The 17,481-nt window shown below is 70.5% G+C and carries 14 protein-coding genes; 10 read left to right on the top strand and 4 right to left on the bottom strand.

Going from position 1 to position 17,481, the window contains the following annotated elements; genetic code table 11:
* Positions 1-9: 9 nt before the first annotated feature.
* The 9 genes from ESP51_RS10685 to ESP51_RS10725 all read left to right on the top strand — a co-directional run bounded on the left by ESP51_RS10685 (position 10) and on the right by ESP51_RS10725 (position 12,698).
* Positions 10-981, top strand: a complete 972-nt coding sequence (locus tag ESP51_RS10685; protein WP_129520886.1) for an AAA family ATPase — start codon at positions 10-12, stop codon at positions 979-981.
* Positions 978-2,300 carry a DUF58 domain-containing protein gene (locus ESP51_RS10690; protein ID WP_241843115.1) on the top strand — a complete coding sequence of 441 codons (1,323 nt, stop codon included), beginning with the start codon at positions 978-980 and terminating at the stop codon, positions 2,298-2,300. Before ESP51_RS10685 ends, ESP51_RS10690 begins: the two co-directional genes overlap by 4 nt.
* A complete protein-coding gene (locus ESP51_RS10695; RefSeq protein ID WP_129520887.1) occupies positions 2,297-4,603 on the top strand; it encodes a transglutaminase TgpA family protein in 2,307 nt (768 codons plus the stop codon). Before ESP51_RS10690 ends, ESP51_RS10695 begins: the two co-directional genes overlap by 4 nt.
* A complete protein-coding gene (locus tag ESP51_RS10700) occupies positions 4,600-5,178 on the top strand; it encodes a zinc-ribbon domain-containing protein (RefSeq protein WP_241843116.1) in 579 nt (192 codons plus the stop codon). The genes ESP51_RS10695 and ESP51_RS10700 overlap by 4 nt, the downstream gene beginning before the upstream one ends.
* A 160-nt stretch (positions 5,179-5,338) precedes the next feature.
* The gene (locus tag ESP51_RS10705; protein ID WP_129520888.1) at positions 5,339-8,329 is read left to right on the top strand and encodes an FtsK/SpoIIIE domain-containing protein; all 2,991 of its coding nucleotides are present in this window, start codon (positions 5,339-5,341) and stop codon (positions 8,327-8,329) included.
* A gap of 148 nt (positions 8,330-8,477) precedes the next feature.
* Positions 8,478-9,692: an ABC transporter substrate-binding protein gene (locus tag ESP51_RS10710; protein ID WP_241843117.1), complete on the top strand. Its 1,215-nt coding sequence runs from the start codon at positions 8,478-8,480 to the stop codon at positions 9,690-9,692.
* A 2-nt stretch (positions 9,693-9,694) separates the two neighbouring features.
* On the top strand, positions 9,695-10,894 hold the full coding sequence (locus tag ESP51_RS10715; RefSeq protein ID WP_129520889.1) for an ABC transporter ATP-binding protein: 1,200 nt from the start codon (positions 9,695-9,697) through the stop codon (positions 10,892-10,894).
* Between the two features lie 2 nt (positions 10,895-10,896).
* A complete protein-coding gene (locus tag ESP51_RS10720; RefSeq protein ID WP_129520890.1) occupies positions 10,897-11,808 on the top strand; it encodes an ABC transporter permease in 912 nt (303 codons plus the stop codon).
* Between the two features lie 89 nt (positions 11,809-11,897).
* Positions 11,898-12,698: an ABC transporter permease gene (locus ESP51_RS10725; RefSeq protein WP_241843119.1), complete on the top strand. Its 801-nt coding sequence runs from the start codon at positions 11,898-11,900 to the stop codon at positions 12,696-12,698.
* A gap of 51 nt (positions 12,699-12,749) precedes the next feature.
* On the opposite strand, the gene ESP51_RS10730 is transcribed toward ESP51_RS10725, so the two are convergent.
* Positions 12,750-13,739: an asparaginase gene (locus tag ESP51_RS10730; protein WP_129520891.1), complete on the bottom strand. Its 990-nt coding sequence runs from the start codon at positions 13,737-13,739 to the stop codon at positions 12,750-12,752.
* A gap of 4 nt (positions 13,740-13,743) precedes the next feature.
* The gene (gene gabT, locus ESP51_RS10735) at positions 13,744-15,120 is read right to left on the bottom strand and encodes a 4-aminobutyrate--2-oxoglutarate transaminase (RefSeq protein WP_129520892.1); all 1,377 of its coding nucleotides are present in this window, start codon (positions 15,118-15,120) and stop codon (positions 13,744-13,746) included.
* A gap of 95 nt (positions 15,121-15,215) precedes the next feature.
* Between gabT and ESP51_RS10740 the strand changes: the two genes are divergently transcribed.
* Positions 15,216-15,701, top strand: coding sequence for an OsmC family protein (locus tag ESP51_RS10740; RefSeq protein ID WP_129520893.1), 486 nt, complete (start codon positions 15,216-15,218; stop codon positions 15,699-15,701).
* A 9-nt stretch (positions 15,702-15,710) separates the two neighbouring features.
* Here the strand turns inward: ESP51_RS10740 and ESP51_RS10745 are convergent, their stop codons facing one another.
* Positions 15,711-16,649, bottom strand: a complete 939-nt coding sequence (locus tag ESP51_RS10745) for a hypothetical protein (protein WP_129520894.1) — start codon at positions 16,647-16,649, stop codon at positions 15,711-15,713.
* Positions 16,650-16,695: 46 nt separating this feature from the next.
* Positions 16,696-17,460, bottom strand: a complete 765-nt coding sequence (locus ESP51_RS10750) for a lysophospholipid acyltransferase family protein (protein ID WP_206737285.1) — start codon at positions 17,458-17,460, stop codon at positions 16,696-16,698.
* Between the last annotated feature and the right edge of the window lie 21 nt (positions 17,461-17,481).

Consider the following 17,481-nt stretch of genomic DNA (forward strand, 5'->3'; position numbering starts at 1 on the left):
GGAGCCACGATGACCATGACCCCCGAGGAGGCCACGCGGTTCTCCGCGAACCTCGACCGACTCGTCGGCGCGGTCGAGGAGGTGCTGCTCGGCAAGAATCGGGTCGTGCGACTGGCGTTCACCGCGCTCCTCAGCGAAGGGCACCTGCTGCTCGACGACGTTCCGGGCACGGGCAAGACCTCCCTCGCGCGTGCCATGGCGCAATCGGTGGCGGGCACGAGCAACCGCGTGCAGTTCACGCCCGACCTGCTTCCGGGCGACATCACGGGAGTCACCGTCTACGACCAGCGCTCAGGGCTGTTCGAGTTCCATCCCGGGCCGGTCTTCGCGAACATCGTGCTCGCCGACGAGATCAACCGGGCGAGCCCCAAGACGCAATCGGCGCTCCTCGAGGTCATGGAGGAGGGACAGATCACCGTCGACGGGGTGACTCACGCCGTGGGACATCCGTTCATGGTCATCGCCACCCAGAACCCCGTCGAGCAGGCCGGCACCTACCGCCTGCCCGAGGCGCAGCTCGACCGGTTCCTCATGCGCACCTCGATCGGCTACCCCGACCACGCGTCGACCATTCGCATCCTCGAGGGCGCCGACCAGCGCGCCCACGGTCATCGCATCGAGCCGCAGCTCCGCGCCGACGAGGTCGTCGAGCTCGCCGCGCTCGCGCGCACGGTGTACGTCGACCCGACCATCCACGACTACGTCTCACGGCTCGTCGACGCCACACGCACCGCGCGCGAGGTGCGGCTGGGCGTGAGCGTGCGCGGAGCCCTCGCGCTCATCCGCGCTGCGAAGACCCACGCCGCCGGGCGCGGCCGGCACTACGTCGTGCCCGACGACGTGAAGGCGCTCGCCGATCCCGTGCTCGCGCACCGGCTGATCCTCGATCCCGAGGCGGAGTTCGACGGCGCCACCGCGTCGAACATCATCGCCCAGGTGCTCATCGAGACCCCGCCGCCATCCTCCAGGCAGGCCGTGTGACCCTCGTCCAGACTCGCTCGACGATTCCCGAGGAGGCCAAGAAGACCGGCCTGCTCGCCGTCGTCATCGGGCGTGCCGTGGGAATCGGGGCCGCTGCCGGCGCCGTCGTCGCCGAATGGGCAGGCACCGTACGCGGCGTCGTCACGTCGATCGGCTGGGCCGTGATCGTCGCGGCGATCGCGGCCCTCGTGGCGGGCTACGCGTGGGGATGGCTCGAGGTCATCGTGCTCGGGTGGGGGTTCGGGGTGCTCGTGGCCGCGGCATCCGTGTGGCTCATCGGTCGCGGCGCCTCGACGATCGAACTCGTGCTCCCGATGCCGCGCGTCGTCGTGGGCGAGGCGGCCGAGGCGCGGCTCATCGCGGCCAACCCCGGTCGCCGGCGATTCGGCGGCGTGCAGCTCGAGGTGCCCGTCGGCGGACGCGTCGTCGAGCGCGTGCTGCCCGGGCTGCCTCGCGGCGGCGCCTTCGACGAGCAGTTCCCGATTCCGACCGAGCGACGTGGGGTCGTGCCCGTCGGGCCCGCGCGCACGGTTCGCGCCGACCCGATCGGCCTCATGCGCCGCGAGATCGTGTGGTCGCAGGTCGTCGACCTGCACGTGCATCCGCGCACCGTGCCGATCACCGCGCTCAGCACGGGATTCATCCGCGACCTCGAAGGGGCGCCGACCCGCGATCTCACCGCGAGCGACATCGCCTTCCACGCCCTGCGCGAATACGTCCCGGGCGACGATCGGCGGCACATCCACTGGCGCAGCTCCGCGAAGACCGGCACCTTCATGGTGCGCCAGTTCGAGGAGACCAGGCGCAGCCGGCTCATGATCGTGCTCGACCTCGACGCGGCCGCCTACACGGATGCCGCGGAGTTCGAGCTCGCCGTCAGCGCGGCGGCGTCCGTGGGCGCTCGAGCCATCCGCGACGCCCGCACCGTGTCGTTCGTCGTGTCGGGGCCGGCCGGGGGCAACGGCGCCGCTCGCGGCTCGACGCGGGAGCTGCCGACCGTCTCCCGCGATCGGCTGCTCGACGCCCTCTGCGTCGTGGAGACCGAGGAGCGGGCAGCGATGCTCCCCGACGTCGCACACGCCGCCGCCGAGGCGCTCACGGGAATCTCCCTCGCCTTCCTCGTCACCGGCACGGCGCGGGGAATCGCCCCGCTGCGGTCCGCGGCGACCCGGTTTCCCGTCGGGGTCGAGGCCGTCGCGGTGCAGTGCGCACCCGAGGGGGAGCCGTCGGTGCGCTCCATCGCGGGACTCACGGTGTTTCGGATCGGGTATCTCGAGGACTTGCGCGCGATGCTCGCGAGATCGGCGTCCGTGGCATGACGCAGACCCGCTCGCAAGCAGGTGCCGACCGGTTCTGGGCGACCGCGGTCAGCACACTGCTCATCGCCGCGATGCTCGCCGCGGCCCTGATTCCGTGGTGGCCGATCTACGAGAGCACCGCGTTCATCGTCGCGGGTGCCGTCGCGATCGTCGCAGGTGCCGGCATCGGCGTCGCCGGCGCACGCCGACGCTGGCCCGCGTGGATGGTCGTCGTCGCCGTGTTCGCCGCGTACCTCGTGCTCGGCGTGCCAGCCGCGGTGCCCGGGCGGGCACTGGCCGGGATCGTGCCGACTCCTGTCGGGGTCGCCGACCTGCTCGCCGCGGCTGCGCTGTCGTGGAAGCAGCTCGTCACGATCGCGGTGCCGGTCGGCTCGTACCAGGCGCTGCTCGTGCCTCCCTTCCTCTCGGCGCTCGTCGCGGCGACCACTGCGGTGACGATTGCGCTGCGGAGCCGTCGGCCCGCAGCAGCGGTGGTGCCTCCTGCCCTCCTCCTCGTCGGCGGCATCACGTTCGGCGTCGTCCACACCGCCTTCGCGGTCGAGGCGGGCCTCGCCTTCCTCGTCGCCGCAGTGGCCTGGCTCGTGCGGGTCGCGATCTCGAAGCGACGGGCGATCACGAGCGGTCGACCCGTCGAGACCGCGCTCGCCGATGCGCGCCGCGTATTCGGTGCGTCGGCGCTCGTGGCGATCGCGCTCGTCGGCGCCACCGCGGCATCCCTGGCCCTGCCCGTGCCGCAGCGCAACGTGCTGCGCGCGGAGCTGCAGCCCCCGTTCGAGCCTCGCGAGCACGAGAGCCCGCTCGCAGGGTTCCGGGCGGCGTTCGACCCCGACTCGAGTGAGCGGGCCATGCTCGGCGTTCGCGGCCTGCCGGAAGGCGCCGGCATCCGGATCGCGACGCTCGACACGTACGACGGCATCATCTACTCGGTCGGGGGCATCGACGGCACGGCGCTCTCGGGCCGGTTCACGCGCTTGCCGTACCGGCTCGACCAATCGGGTGCGGTCGACGTGCGCATCGAGGTCTCGGTGCTCGGATACGCCGACGTGTGGGTGCCCGGCGTCGGTCGCCTCGAGCGCATCGCGTTCGGAGGTCCGCGTGCGGAGCAGCTCGCCGAGGGATTCGTCTACAACGACGTGACGGGCACGGGCGCCGTGCAGGAGGGGCTCGACTCGGGCGACTCCTACACCGCGTTCTCGGTGACCCCGGCCGATCCGGGGTCTCTCGTGGGGTTGCGCCCGGGAACGAGCGTGCTTCCGCCATCGCCCGACCTGCCGGCCGAGCTCGCGCAACTGCTCGACGAATGGGCGCCGGCAACCGGTGACCCCGGCCGACGACTCGCCCAGCTCATCAAGGGCTTCCACGACGAGGGGTATGTCAGTCACGGCCTGGTCGAGGAGCGACGGAGTCGATCGGGGCATTCGCTCGACCGGCTCGCCGAACTCGCCACCGAGAGCCCGATGGTCGGCGACGGCGAGCAGTACGCCGTCGCAGCGGCCCTGATGGCGCGGCGGATCGGCTTCCCGGCGCGGGTCGTCGTGGGCTACCTGCCTGGTGCAGAGCCGTCCGAGACGGATGCCACGCCTCCGGCGGAATCCGACGTCACGGTGTTCGAGAGCGCCGACCTGCAGGCGTGGATCGAGGTGCAGACGGCCGAAGGCGACTGGCTTTCGATCGATCCGAACCCCGACGTGCGCGAGATCCCTGAGCGTCATCCCGACCAGCCGACGGTCGTGTCGAGGCCGCAATCGGCGTTGCCGCCGCCCGCGGAGCGCACACCGGTCGACGATCTCGACCCAGATCCCGACCTCTCGCCCGACGATCAGGACGACGACGCCGCCGCCTGGTTGCAGGTGCTGCTGGGCGTGCTCGGGGTGACCGGCATCGTGGTCGTCGTGCTCGCGCTCATCGCGAGCCCGTTCATCGCGATCATCGCGGCGAAGCTCAGACGGCGCCGGCTGCGCCGCGGTGCAGCGACGGTGGTCGAGCGGATCGAGGGAGGGTGGCAGGAGTTCGCCGACTCCGCATCCGACTTCGGCTACCCGATCCGCCCGAACGCGACCCGTGCGGAGCAAGCCGCGACGGTGGGCGGACTCGCGCCGCTCGTGCTCGCATCCGTGGTGGACCGCGCAGTGTTCGCTCCCGACGGACCGTCCGACGACGACGACCGGCGGGTCTGGGAGTCGGTCGACGAGCTCCAGGAGCGCCTCGGGGCCCCGCGCACTCGCCGCGAGCGCTGGAGGGCCGCGGTCTCGCTCACCTCCCTCGGCGGGTACGCTGTCACCCGGAGAGGAGCGCGGTCGTGACCTGTCGGATCTGCGGGGCCGAACTTCCCCCAGGGGCGATGTTCTGCGGCGAGTGCGGCAGCTCGACGAGCGCGACACCCGAGTCGAGGCGAAAGCCCGACCCGCGCCCGGGCGACACGACGGCGATCGAGCGACCGGCACGCCGCAACAGCGGAGTGATCAGCATCCCGCTCGAGGGCTTCCGTGCAGCAACGGCGATCCCGTCGTTCGTGGAGGCGCCCGTCTCGGCCCCCGTGGCGCCGCCGGCGGCCACGCGGTTCGTCTTGCGGTTCAGCACCGGTGAGACCCGCACGGTGTTCGGCACCGGGCTCATCGGGCGGCGCCCGCTGCCGCAACCGGGCGAGGTGTTCGACCACCTCGTGCAGATCACCGACCCCGGCCTCTCGGTCTCCAAGACCCACCTCGAATTCGGCGAGCACGACGGCGTGCTCTGGATCGCCGATCGCTTCTCGGGCAACGGCACGATCGTGCGACGCCCAGATGACGGGGCGCTGCGCTGCGAGCCCGGGCGTCGTTATCTCGTGCCGCGCGGGAGCCGCGTCGAGCTCGCCGAGCACTTCTTCGTGGTCGACTGATCGGGTCGCCGCGGCGCCGGGGCGCCGGGGCGTGTCCGGCTGGCGCGCTGTGCCCGGCCACGTGCATCGACTCGTCCTCGACAGGCGGGCGGGCGCGTGGATGACGGGCGTCTGCGCGGGCGTCCCGTCCGCGCGGCGCCGGTGGTGCTCGGATGGCTGAGTGGACCGTCTCGACCTCGCCTCGCCGCATCCGATCGACCTTCCGCTCGCGCTCCCGCCCGTGCCGCCAGAGGCGACTCGAGCCGGGTTCCCGCTCCTCGCCACGCTCGCGCCCGTCGTCGGGGCACTCGGGCTGTGGGCCGTCACCGGATCGATGTTCGCACTCGTCTTCGCCGCCCTCGGCCCGGTCGTCGCGATCGCCTCGCTCTTCGACTCCCGTCGACAGGCACGGCGACAGCGGCGGCGAGCCGAGTTGGAGCGCACCCGTCGTCTCGACGCGCTCCATGCTGCGATCGACGAGCGGCACGAGTACGAGCGCCACGCGGCGTGGCGGCGGTCGCCGCCCCCGCGACACCTCGTCGACGGAGACGCGGCGCCGAGCTGGAACGACGGCAGGCCCGGGCCGGTGGTGCTGGGGCGGGGGAGCGCCTCGAGCACGCTGCGCATCGACGGGTCGCCGGCAGACGACGTCGATCGTGCCGTCCTCGAGCACGCGGCACTCCTCGCCGATGCGCCCGTGACGGCCGACCCCGAGGCGGGCATCGGGTTCGTCGGCACACTGCACCTGGCCAGCGCAGCGGCCCGGGCGGCGCTCCTCCAGGTCGCCCATCACGGTGTGCCCGGCGCGCTCGCGATCGAGGTGCCCGCCGGCGAGCACTGGGCCTGGGCGCGGCGACTCCCGCACCACGGCGGCGGGAGCCAGTGGCGGGTCCGGGTCGTCGACGCGGCGTCGCCGCATGCGCGACACGTCACGGCCGAGCGCGTCGGCGTGGGCGCATCCGTTCCCGTGTCGATCATCGCCGTGGGTGCCGATGCCGCGAGCCTGCCTCCCGGCATCGAGACGGTCGTCGCGATCGAGGGGCCGGGACTCGCGATCGTGCGCCGGCGCACGGGCGCAGCCGCCGATCGCTCGATCGTGCCCGGCCTCATCGGCAGCTCCGAGGCGCTCGCGTGGGCCGGCGATCTCGCGACAGCGGCGAAGCGGGCGGGGGTCGGCGGTGCGCACGGGCTGCCGAGGCGCGTGCCGCTCGACAGCCTCGAGCCACCGGTAGCCCCGGCCGGCAACCGTGCCACGCTCGCCGTCGCGGTCGGCGTCACGTCCTTCGGAACGCTCGAGCTCGACCTCGTGCGCGGCGGACCCCACGCGCTCGTCGCCGGGACGACGGGGAGCGGCAAGAGCGAGTTCCTGCTCGCATGGCTCACGGCGTTGGCGCGAGCCCACCGGCCCGACCGCGTGTCGTTCCTCCTCGTCGACTTCAAGGGCGGCGCCGCATTCGAACCGATTCGCAGCCTTCCGCACGTCGCGGGCATCGTCACCGATCTCGATGAAGCCGAAGCCGAACGCGCCGTGCTGAGCCTCCGCGCCGAGCTCCGGCACCGCGAGTCGGTACTCGCCGCGGTAGGTGCACGCGACATCGCCGACCTCGCTCCCGAGGTGTCCCTCGCGCGCCTCGTGATCGTGGTCGACGAGTTCCAGGCGATGATCGAGCGGTTCCCCGGCCTCGGCGCGGTGATCGGCGACATCGCCGCTCGCGGCCGCTCGCTCGGCGTGCACCTCGTGCTCGCCTCCCAGCGACCGAACGGCGTGGTCCGTGAGCAGGTGACGGCGAACTGTGCGATCCGCGTCTCACTTCGCGTCATGCAGCGTTCCGACAGCGTCGCGGTCGTCGGCACCGACGCGGCCGCTTCGATCCCGCCCGATGCTCCGGGCCGCGGCGTGATCGATCCGGGCGACGGATGCCCCGTGCCGTTCCATTCTGCCGTCGCCGAACCCGCGCTGCTCGCGGCCACTCGCGCCATGACCGCAACCATGCCGCGCGCTCGACGACCGTGGCTCGATCCGCTGCCGCACCGCATCGCACCGGATGAGCTCGATCGGCTCGTGACGCTCTCGCAGCCCGTACCTGCGTCGACGCAGGATCAGATGCTCGGCAGGCCGCACGGCGAGCCGCACGGTGGCTCGTCGGGCTGTGTCGCGCTCGGCCTCGTCGACGAACCCGAGCTCCAGCGACGCGCCATCGCGAGCTGGACGCCCGATGACGACGGCCACCTCCTCGTGCTCGGCGCGCCGGGAAGCGGGCGCAGCACGGCGCTGTCGCTCGTGGCACGGGCGATCACCGAGCGGCACGGCCCGGCGGCGGTGGTGAGACTCGAGGGTCCGCGCAGCGCCGTGTGGGACACGATCCAAGCGGTGCTCGTCGCCGTGCGACGCGGCGGTGAGCCTCCCCGGCTCCTCGTCATCGACGATCTCGACTCCCGATTCCGCGGGTGGCCCGACGAGTACCGGCAGGCGGCATCGGAAGCCGTCGCCGCGGTGCTCCGCGAGGGCCGTTCGCGAGGACTTGCGGTCGTCGCGAGCGCTGCGCAGCCGCATTCGCTCGGTCCCGGTGTGCGTGAGAGCTTCGGCGAAGTGGTTCGGCTCCGGTACCCGAGCCGTTCCGACCTCGTGCAGGCCGGAGGAGCCGGGGAGCTCTGGCGCGCCGGCGACCCGCCCGGCGCGGGCCAATGGCGTGGCCGGCGCGTGCAACTCGTCGACGACGTCGGGCTGCCTCCGGCCGTGCCGCAGCCCGTTCCTCCGCTGACGATCGACCCGGCCCGCGTGCATGCCGTTGTGACGCCGACACCTCGGGCCGCTGCCGAGGTGCTCGCCGCACACGCGAGCACGGTGATCGTGCTGGCTCCGGGTGGCGAAGCGGCGATCCACGCCGCACTCGCGGCCGCGCCTCACGGCGGGCGACCCGTGTTCATCGGCGACGCCGACGCGTGGGCGATGAACTGGAGCCTCGCGTCGGCGATCCGCGAGGAGGCCGTCATCGTCGCACAGGGCGGTTCCGCCGAGTACCGCGCGCTCGTGCGTGACCGCACCCTGCCGCCGCTGCTCGACGATGGCGCACCGCAGTGCTGGGTCGTCGGCGCGGCGAGCGCGGCGGGCCCGGCGGGCGCGGCAGGCCCTGCGGTCAGGGCGACGTGGCCTGTTGCGCTCGGCAACTGAAACCGACGCTCAAACCCTACTTCGAGCACTGATTCCGTGCCGGATGTTCGAAATTCTTAACGATTCGGACATGATCCGATGTAACTGGTCGTGCAGTGTGGCAGTATCTTCCCACCATGCATGAGCTTGCGACCCGATAGGAGTCTCCGTGACCACACGGCCCTTTCCCCAAGACCCGATGATCCGCGCCATCATCACCCAGGCGCGCCAGGCGCAACTGAATCGTCGCACGCTCCTCACCGGCGCTGGTGCCGGTGCGTCGGCGCTCGCGCTCGCAGCGTGCTCGACGAGCGGCCCACAGGCCAAGCCCACGCCCGCGGCCGACGAATCGGCCTCCGACAAGTCCCTCAACTGGGCGAACTGGGCCGCATACATCGACGAAGATGACGACGGCAACTACCCCACGCTCGAGGCCTTCCAGGAGGAGACCGGCATCGCGGTCAACTACGAGGTCGCCGTCGATGACAACAACACCTACTACGGCAAGGTCAAAGACCAGCTCGCGCTCGGCCAGGACATCGGCGCCGACCTGGTCTGCCTCACCGACTGGATGATCGCCCGGTGGATCCGGTTCGGCTACGCCCAGGAGCTCGACCACGGCAACATCCCGAACGTCGCGAACCTCACGCCTTCGCTTCGCGACGTCGACTTCGATCCGGGCCGCACGATGTCGCTCCCGTGGCAGGGCGGCTTCGCCGGCATCTGCTGGAACAAGGAGGCCGTGCCCGGCGGTCTCGCCTCGGTGTCCGACCTGTGGCACGCCGACCTCAAGGGGCGCGTCGGCGTGCTCTCCGAGATGCGCGACACCATGGGGCTCCTCATGCTCGAGAACGGCGTCGACATCTCGGGCTCGTGGGGCGACGATGAGTACTCCGAGGCGATCGAACTCCTGCGCCAGCAGGTCGCCGACGGCCAGGTCCGCAACATCAAGGGCAACTCCTACCTGGAAGACCTGAAGAGCGAAGACACCCTCGCGGCGATCTGCTGGTCGGGTGACATCACCGTCATCAACGCCGAGGCGGGCGACAAGTGGGAATTCGCCATCCCCACCGCGGGCGGCACGCTCTGGAACGACAACTTCCTCGTGCCGATCGGCTCGCCGCGCAAGGCCAACGCCGAGGCGCTGATCAACTACTACTACGAGCCCGAGGTCGCCGCCGAGGTCGCCGCGTGGGTGAACTTCATCACGCCGGTCGTCGGCGCCCAGGAGGCCGCAGCCGCGATCGATCCCGAACTGGCCGAGAACCAGCTCATCTTCCCGAACGAGGAGACGCTCTCGAACGCCTACGTGTTCCGCGCGCTCGACGGCGCAGAGGAGCAGAAGTACCAGGCCGAGTTCCAGAGCATCCTGCTGGGTTCGTGAGCATGCCGGCAGGAGCGTTCGCCGAACGGGGCGCCGACCTCGAGCTCGTGGGCATCCAGAAGCGGTTCCCGGGCTTCACGGCGATCGACGAGCTCGACCTCACGATCCCCGCCGGATCGTTCTTCGCGTTGCTCGGACCATCCGGCTGCGGCAAGACGACGACGCTCCGGCTCGTCGCCGGCCTCGAGGAGCCCACCCGAGGCCGGATCCTCATCGGCGGTGTCGACGTCACCGACACGAAGGCGCACGAGCGACCCGTCAACACCGTGTTCCAGAGCTATGCGCTCTTCCCGCACATGTCGATCATCGAGAACGTCTCGTTCGGGCTCAAGCGGCGACGCATCGCGGATGCCGCCGGGCGGGCCCACGAGGCACTCCGGCTCGTCGAACTCGACCACCTCGCGCAGCGCCGGCCCCAGCAACTGTCGGGCGGCCAGCAGCAGCGCGTCGCGCTCGCTCGCGCGATCGTGAACCGCCCGGCTCTCCTGCTCCTCGACGAGCCGCTCGGCGCGCTCGACCTGAAGCTGCGCCGCCAGATGCAGCTCGAGCTGAAGACGATTCAAGAAGAGGTGGGCCTCACCTTCCTGCACGTGACCCACGACCAGGAGGAGGCCATGACCATGGCCGACACCGTCGCGGTCATGAACAAGGGCGCGATCGAGCAGATGGGCCCGCCGGCAGAGCTCTACGAGTCGCCGCGCACGGTGTTCGTGGCGAACTTCCTCGGCCAGTCCAACCTGTTCTCCGGCGACGTCGTCGACTCCACGGGCACGGCGATCACGGTCGATGCGGCCGGAGCACGCCTCGTGGTGCCGACCGCGCGTGCGAGGCGTCACCAGGGCAGCGTCACGATCGGCGTCCGACCCGAGAAGGTCGCCCTGCATCGTGAGGCGCCTGTCGAGTCCGCCGAGCGCAACGTGCTCGGCCCCGGTCATGTGATCGACGTCTCGTTCTCCGGGGTGAGCACGCAATACCTCGTGACCGTCCCGGGCGTCGGCACGCTCACGGTGTTCGCCCAGAACATCGGCTCGGGTCCCGTCGCGGCCGAGGGCGCCGAGGTGTGGGTGAGCTGGGATGTCGCGCACGGATTCGGCCTCGACGACGACGCCGACTCGGCGCCGCGATTCGCTGCCGACGACGACACCGAGTCGATCGCCGTGCACCGTCGTGAGGCGCTCGTCGCGGAGCTCGAGGAGCACTGACCATGGCCTTCGCAGCATTCGCGACCGCGGAGGCACAGACGCAGGCCCCGAAGCGGAAGAGCCGCATCGCGCTCTTCCTGCTCCTGCCCGGCATCGCCTACCTCGTGCTCTTCTTCCTCGCCCCGCTCATCTCGCTGCTGCTGACCTCGCTGCAGGCGCCGCGAGAGTTCGGCGACATCGGCCAGTTCGACTACGCGTTCAACTGGCAGAACTACACGGCCGTCGTCGAGAGCTACCTGCCGCACATCCTGCGTTCCTTCGGGTACGCCCTCGCGGCCACGCTGCTCGCGCTCGTCATCAGCTATCCGCTCGCGTACTTCATCGGCGTGAAGGCGAGACGCTGGCCGATGCTCCAGGGGCTCATGCTCGTGCTCGTGATCGCCCCGTTCTTCATCAGCTTCCTGCTGCGCACCCTTGCGTGGAAGCAGCTCCTGTCGGATGAGTCGTTCGTGATCACCTCGCTGAAGGCACTGTCGCTCATGGCGCCCGACGCGCACTTCACGGGCACCCCGTTCGCCGTCATCTTCGGCCTGACCTACAACTTCATCCCCTTCATGACGCTCCCGCTGTACACGACGCTCGAGCGGCTCGACACGCGCTACCTCGAGGCCGGCAGCGACCTCTACGCGAGTCCGTTCACGGTCTTCCGCAAGGTGACGATCCCGTTGTCGATGCCCGGCATCGTCGCCGGCACCCTGCTCACCTTCATCCCTGCCGCCGGCGACTACATCAATGCGAGCCGCGACTTCCTCGGCGGCACCGAGACGCAGATGATGGGCAATGTGATCGAGGCGAACTTCCTCGTGCTGCTGAACTATCCGGCGGCCGCGGCGCTCTCGATCATCCTCATGGCGGTGATCCTCGTGCTCGTCGGGGTGTACGTGAAGCGATCCGGAACGGAGGAGCTCCTGTGAGCGGCGAAGTCCAGGCGGCGGCGGTCCTCGGTGATCTGGCCGGGAGCGAGGCCCGCGACCCCGGGAGCCGCCCCCCGCGCCGGCGGCGCATCGGACTCGGCGACTGGCTGCTTCCGGCCTACACGATCATCGCGTTCGTGTTCCTGCTGATCCCGATCGTGTACACGTTCGTGTTCTCGTTCAACGACTCGCTCAAGTCCAACATCTCCTGGCGAGGGTTCACCTTCGACAAGTGGCTGAACGTCTGCAACGTCGAGGGCGGCGCGGTCTGCCAGGCGTTCGGCAACAGCATCGTGATCGGCATCGCCGCGACGGTCATCGCGACCACGCTCGGCACGATGATCGCCCTCGCGCTCGTCCGCTATCGCTTCCGCGCGCGGTCGGCGATCAGCCTGCTGCTGTTCCTCCCGATGGCGACGCCCGAGGTCGTGCTGGGCGCCGGGCTCGCCGCGCAGTTCCTCGCCGTCGGCGTGCCGAAGGACATGACGACGATCATCCTGGCGCACACGATGTTCTGCATCAGCTTCGTCGTGGTCACGGTCAAGGCGCGCATCTCGAGTCTCGACCCGGCGCTCGAGGAAGCGGGTCGCGACCTCTACGGCTCGCCGGCGCAGGTGTTCTGGCGGGTCACGTTCCCGCTCCTCACCCCCGGCATCCTCGCCGCGGCGCTGCTCTCGTTCGCGTTGAGCTTCGACGACTTCATCATCACGAACTTCAACTCCGGATCGGTGTCGACGTTCCCGAAGTACGTGTACATCTCGGCGTCGCGGGGCATCCCCGCCGAGGCCAACGTCATCGCGTCGGCGGTGTTCCTGTTCGCCCTCGCGCTCGTGGTCGTGGCGCAGGTCTCGCGCACGGCTCGCGCGAAACGGCTCGCACAGCTCGGTTGACCCGACGGATGCCGCCGCGCCCAAGTGGGCGGCGGCATCCGCGAGTCGGTGTCAGAAGTTGGCCCGGATCTGTCCGACCCGGCGCTCGCCACCCATGACCCACAGGTCGAGCTCGGTCTGCACCGCGTCGACCGCGTCATGCTCGACCGCGCCGGCGTCGGCGAGGAGACGGAGCGCGATGATCGTCGAAGCCCGTGACGAGCCGTCGAGCACCTTGAGCGCCGTGGTCGTGCCGTTCGGCGCCGTCATGACCATGATGCCTTCGGCCCCGACCTTCGCGAACACGCCGAGACGTTCCATCGCGATGGTGTCGGGCTGACCGGGGCCGCCGACCGCCCACGGATTGGCCCGAGCCGCCTCGGTGAGCGCGGCCGCCTCGCGGTAGAGCGCGAACGGGGATGCCGTCGCGGCGGTGGTGATCTTCTGGATGCCGCGTGCCAGCGCGTTCAGGCTGATGGCGTGCACTGGTGCGCCGCAACCGTCGACCGCGGTGGCGGCGGGCCGCTCGCCCGTGAACCGTTCGATAACGTCGAGGACGCGCTTCTGGAGCGGATGCCCGGAGTCGAGGTAGCCCTCGAGCGGCCACTCGTTCGCGACGCACGCGAGGAGCATGGCGGCGTGCTTGCCCGAGCAGTTCATGTAGACGCGCTCGCGTGCGCCGCCCGAACGCACGAGCTGGTCGCGAGCGGCCTGGTCGGACGGCGCCGCCGGCGGGCAGCCGAGCGCCGAGACGGGCAGCGATGCGCGGTCGAGGAGCCCGCGCACGAGGGCGACATGTGCCGCCGTTCCCGAGTGGCTCGCCGTCGAGATGGCCGCGTCTTCACCCCGGAGGTTGACGCCGGAGGTCATCACGGCCACGGCCTGGAACGGCTTCAGGCAGGAACGTGGGAAGATCGGCGACTGCACGTCGCCGAGCGCGCGCACGACCTCGCCGTCGGGGGAGAGCACGACGGCCGAGCCGGCATGACGGGACTCGATGAAACCACCTCGTTCGACTACGGCGAGTTCGACGGCGTCAGTGATGCTGAACGTGCCTGTCACCGCGCTACCCGAGCGAGGCGAGGGCGTCGTCGAGCACGCTGAGCCCGTCTTCGATCAGGGCATCGCTCACGGCGAGGCTCGGCAGGAAGCGCAGCACATTGCCCCACGTGCCCGCGTTCAGGAACAGCACGCCGTGCTGCGCCGCATAGGCGACGAGGGCGGTGACGGCTTCGGGGTTCGGCGTCTTCGTGGTCGCGGCGGTGCCGGGCTGCACGAGCTCGATGGCGACCATCGCGCCCTTGCCACGGATGTCGCCGATGATGTCGTAGCGCTGCTGCAGTCGCTCGAGTCCGGCCTTCAAGCGGGCTTCGATGCGCGTCGCGGCCTCGAGGAGGTGGTTCTCCTGGATCGCCTCGAACACGGCGATCGCCGCGGCGCATGCGACGGGGTTGCCGCCGAAGGTGCCGCCGAGCCCGCCGGGCTGGGAGGCGTCCATGATCTCGGCGCGGCCGGTGACCGCCGCGAGCGGGAGGCCGCCGGCGATGCCCTTCGCGGAGAGCACGAGGTCGGGCTCCCAGCCGAAGTGCTCGCTCGCGTAGTAGTGACCGGTGCGGGCCATGCCGCTCTGGATCTCATCGGCGATCATCACGACGCCGTGCTCGGTGCACCACCGCTGCAGGATCGGAAGGTAGCCCTCGGCCGGCACCATGAAGCCGCCCTCGCCCTGGATCGGCTCGACCACGAGGCAGGCGAGGTCGGCCGCGCCGACGACCTTCTCGAGGTAGGCGATCGTGTGCGCCGCGGCATCCGCACCGCTCAATCCGTCGCGATAGGGATAGGAACTCGGAGCGTGATACACGTCGCCGGCGAGCGGGCCGTACCCGGTCGCATACGGGTGCGCCTTGTAGTTCATCGCCATCGTGAGGTTCGTGCGACCGTGGTACGCGTGGTCGAGCACGGCGACGGCTCGCCGTCCGGTGAACTTGCGGGCGATCTTCACGCCGTTCTCGACCGCCTCGGCGCCGGAGTTGACGAGCACCGACTTCTTCTCCCACGTGCCGGGCGTGTGCTCGGCGAGGAGTTCGGCGACGCGCACGTACTCCTCGTAGGGGGTGATCGTGAAGAGGGTGTGGATCACGTCTTGGAGCTGGCTCGCCGCCGCCGCCACGACACGTTGCTCGGTGTGTCCGACGGTCGTCACGCCGATGCCGGCGCCGAAGTCGACGAACCGGTTGCCGTCGACATCGACGAGGATCGAGCCGTTCGCGCGCTCGATGTAGACGGGCAGGGCAGAGGAGACGCCGGCCGAGACGACCTTCGCGCGCCTCGCGTGCAGCTGCTCGGACTTGGGACCGGGAATCGCGGTCACGACCTTGCGCTCCTGCGGCACGGAATTCACCGGCGCGGGCTCGGTCTGCGCGGAAATCTGGGTGTCAGTCATGGTTCTCCCACCCTATCGCTGCCGCTCGTGCTGCGCCGCGGCCGTCCAAGGGGGCAGAATCGGATGCAGCTCACTCGCCATCGATCGGAGGCCACATGCTCGGCGAACACCACTACTCGATCGAGGTCGAATGGCAGGGCGATCGCGGCGAGGGAACCTCGGGATACCGCGCCTATGGCCGCCAGCACCTCGTACGGGCGGCTGGAAAGTCCCACGACATCGACGGATCGAGCGACCGGGTGTTCCACGGCGACCGGGAGCGCTGGAATCCCGAGGAACTGCTGATCGCGGCGCTCAGCCAGTGCCACATGCTCTCGTACCTCCACGTCGCGACCCAGCACGGCGTGATCGTGCACGGGTACACGGATGCCGCGAGCGGCACGATGGTCGAAGACGGGCTCGGTGGCGGGATGTTCACCGAGGTGACCCTGCACCCGCGCGTCATCGTGGCCGACGAATCGATGGTCGAGACGGCCCAGCGGATTCACGCCGAGGCCGCCGAGAAGTGCTTCATCGCGGCTTCCGTGGCGTTCCCGGTGCACCACGAGCCAGTTGCGGTCGTCACGCCGGTGATCGCCTGAGCAGGCGAGTCAGCGGCGCTCGACTGCAGGCCTGCTGTCGACCGCCGGCAGCGTGGGCACCGGCCCAGGACACGCGTGGCCGCCCACGAGCCTCGTGCAGGGCGGGAAGAACGCCGGGAAGCGCTCGGACTCGGGATCGCCGAACCACCGATGCCAGATGCGCCAGAAGTTGAGGTTGCCGAACGCCGAGCACGCGTCGCCGGCTCGCGGGTCGTCGATCGTCGCGTCGTTGGGCTGATACGGCGTGTAGTTGTAGAGGTTCGCGGTGGCCTGGTTGCGGATGGTCACCGATGATGCGCCGCACCCGGCATCGGGATGGAACTGCACGTCGACCGTGCCGACGTGGAACTTGCGGTCGGGCTCCTCCGTGTACTGCCGGAACTGCCACGCCGCGTTGTACACCTGGTTGAAGAAGCCGAAGTACTTCGCATCGCAATCGGCGGTGTCGGGGCAGCCGTACCCCGTGGCCCGCAGATATCCCGAGGCTGTCGGCCGGGTGAGCAGCGACTGCTCCTTCTGCAGCAGCACGAGCAGCATGCGCGGGCTCACGCCGCACGCTTCGGCGACCTTCGAGATGATGCGGCTCGCGCGCTCACGGATGCCGCCGCGGTACTCGGTGCAGTGCCCGGGTCCGGCGGGCGGCTTCGTCTCCGTGCTCTGCGAGAAGTCGGCGAGGCATTTCACCCCGGGCTCCGGCCGGCATGAGACCCCCTCGAGGAACGACTGGATCTCGCGTTCACTCAGCGCGCCGCTGTCGTAGAACGCGTCGTCGCTCACGATGTACCCGGGGTCGAACCGCGATGCCGGCGGCACCGGCAGGTCGACCACGCTTGCGCTCGGCGACGAGGTCGCGACCCGTGGTGCCTCTGCCGGCGAGGTGCACGCAGCCAGCGCGACCACCACGAGCGATGCGGCGGCGACGCGGGCTGCGGCCTTCGCGATGCTCATCGAAGCGACGATACCCGCCCACTTCGAGTCGAGGCTGGGAATCACGTCAGATGCGCTCGCGCGGCACCACGCGATCGGCGATCTTCGCGAACGTCCCCTGCGGCGGCGTCTCGTTGTAGCGTCCGGCGAGCTCCTGCCCGCTGAGGGCGTGGATCGCGGCCATGACCTCGTCGGTGGCGGCGCGGCGGGCACGACCGGAGGTCGCGGTGCCGTGCCGGCTCAGGTCGAGCGGTTCACCGAAGCGCACTGTGACGGGACGCACTCGCGGAAGCTTGGACCCGACGGGCTGGATCTCCTCGGTGCCCACGAGGCCGACAGGCACGACGATCGCGCCGGTCGTGAGCGCGAGCCAGGCCACGCCCGTGCGACCCCTGTAGAGACGGCCGTCGAGCGAGCGAGTGCCTTCCGGGTAGATGGCGAACGCGTTGCCGGCGTCGAGGATGCGCCGCCCCTGGTCGAGCGCCTCCTGTGCCTGGGCGCCGGCGCCGCGCTCGACGCTCACGGCGCCGATGGCCCCGAAGAAGGTGCGCGAGATCGCTCCCTTCACCCCGGTGCCGGTGAAGTAGTGCGACTTCGCGAGGAACTGCACCGGCCGGGGCGATGCCAGCGGGATCACGATGCTGTCGACGAACGAGAGGTGGTTGCTCGCGAGGATGACGGGCCCGTGCATCGGCACGTGCTCGGCCCCGGTGATCGTGGGCCGGTAGACGGTGCGGACGACGGGCCGGAGCACTCCGCGAACGACGCGATAGAGCGGTCCCTGCTGGACCGCGGGCGCGGCGGGGACGGCCTCGGCTTCGATCTCAGTCACCTTCCGACCCTAGGGGCGAAG

Origin of the sequence: Agromyces albus, assembly GCF_004134825.1 — a bacterium.
Classification (GTDB): Bacteria; Actinomycetota; Actinomycetes; order Actinomycetales; family Microbacteriaceae; genus Agromyces; species Agromyces albus.

Bases quoted from the DNA above. Each gene is read 5' to 3' on its own strand.
- ESP51_RS10745 (WP_129520894.1), bottom strand. From the start codon at position 16,649: ATGAGCATCGCGAAGGCCGCAGCCCGCGTCGCCGCCGCATCGCTCGTG.
- gabT (WP_129520892.1), bottom strand. From the start codon at position 15,120: ATGACTGACACCCAGATTTCCGCGCAGACCGAGCCCGCGCCGGTGAAT.
- ESP51_RS10715 (WP_129520889.1), top strand. From the start codon at position 9,695: ATGCCGGCAGGAGCGTTCGCCGAACGGGGCGCCGACCTCGAGCTCGTG.
- ESP51_RS10720 (WP_129520890.1), top strand. From the start codon at position 10,897: ATGGCCTTCGCAGCATTCGCGACCGCGGAGGCACAGACGCAGGCCCCG.
- ESP51_RS10695 (WP_129520887.1), top strand. From the start codon at position 2,297: ATGACGCAGACCCGCTCGCAAGCAGGTGCCGACCGGTTCTGGGCGACC.
- ESP51_RS10685 (WP_129520886.1), top strand. From the start codon at position 10: ATGACCATGACCCCCGAGGAGGCCACGCGGTTCTCCGCGAACCTCGAC.
- ESP51_RS10740 (WP_129520893.1), top strand. From the start codon at position 15,216: ATGCTCGGCGAACACCACTACTCGATCGAGGTCGAATGGCAGGGCGAT.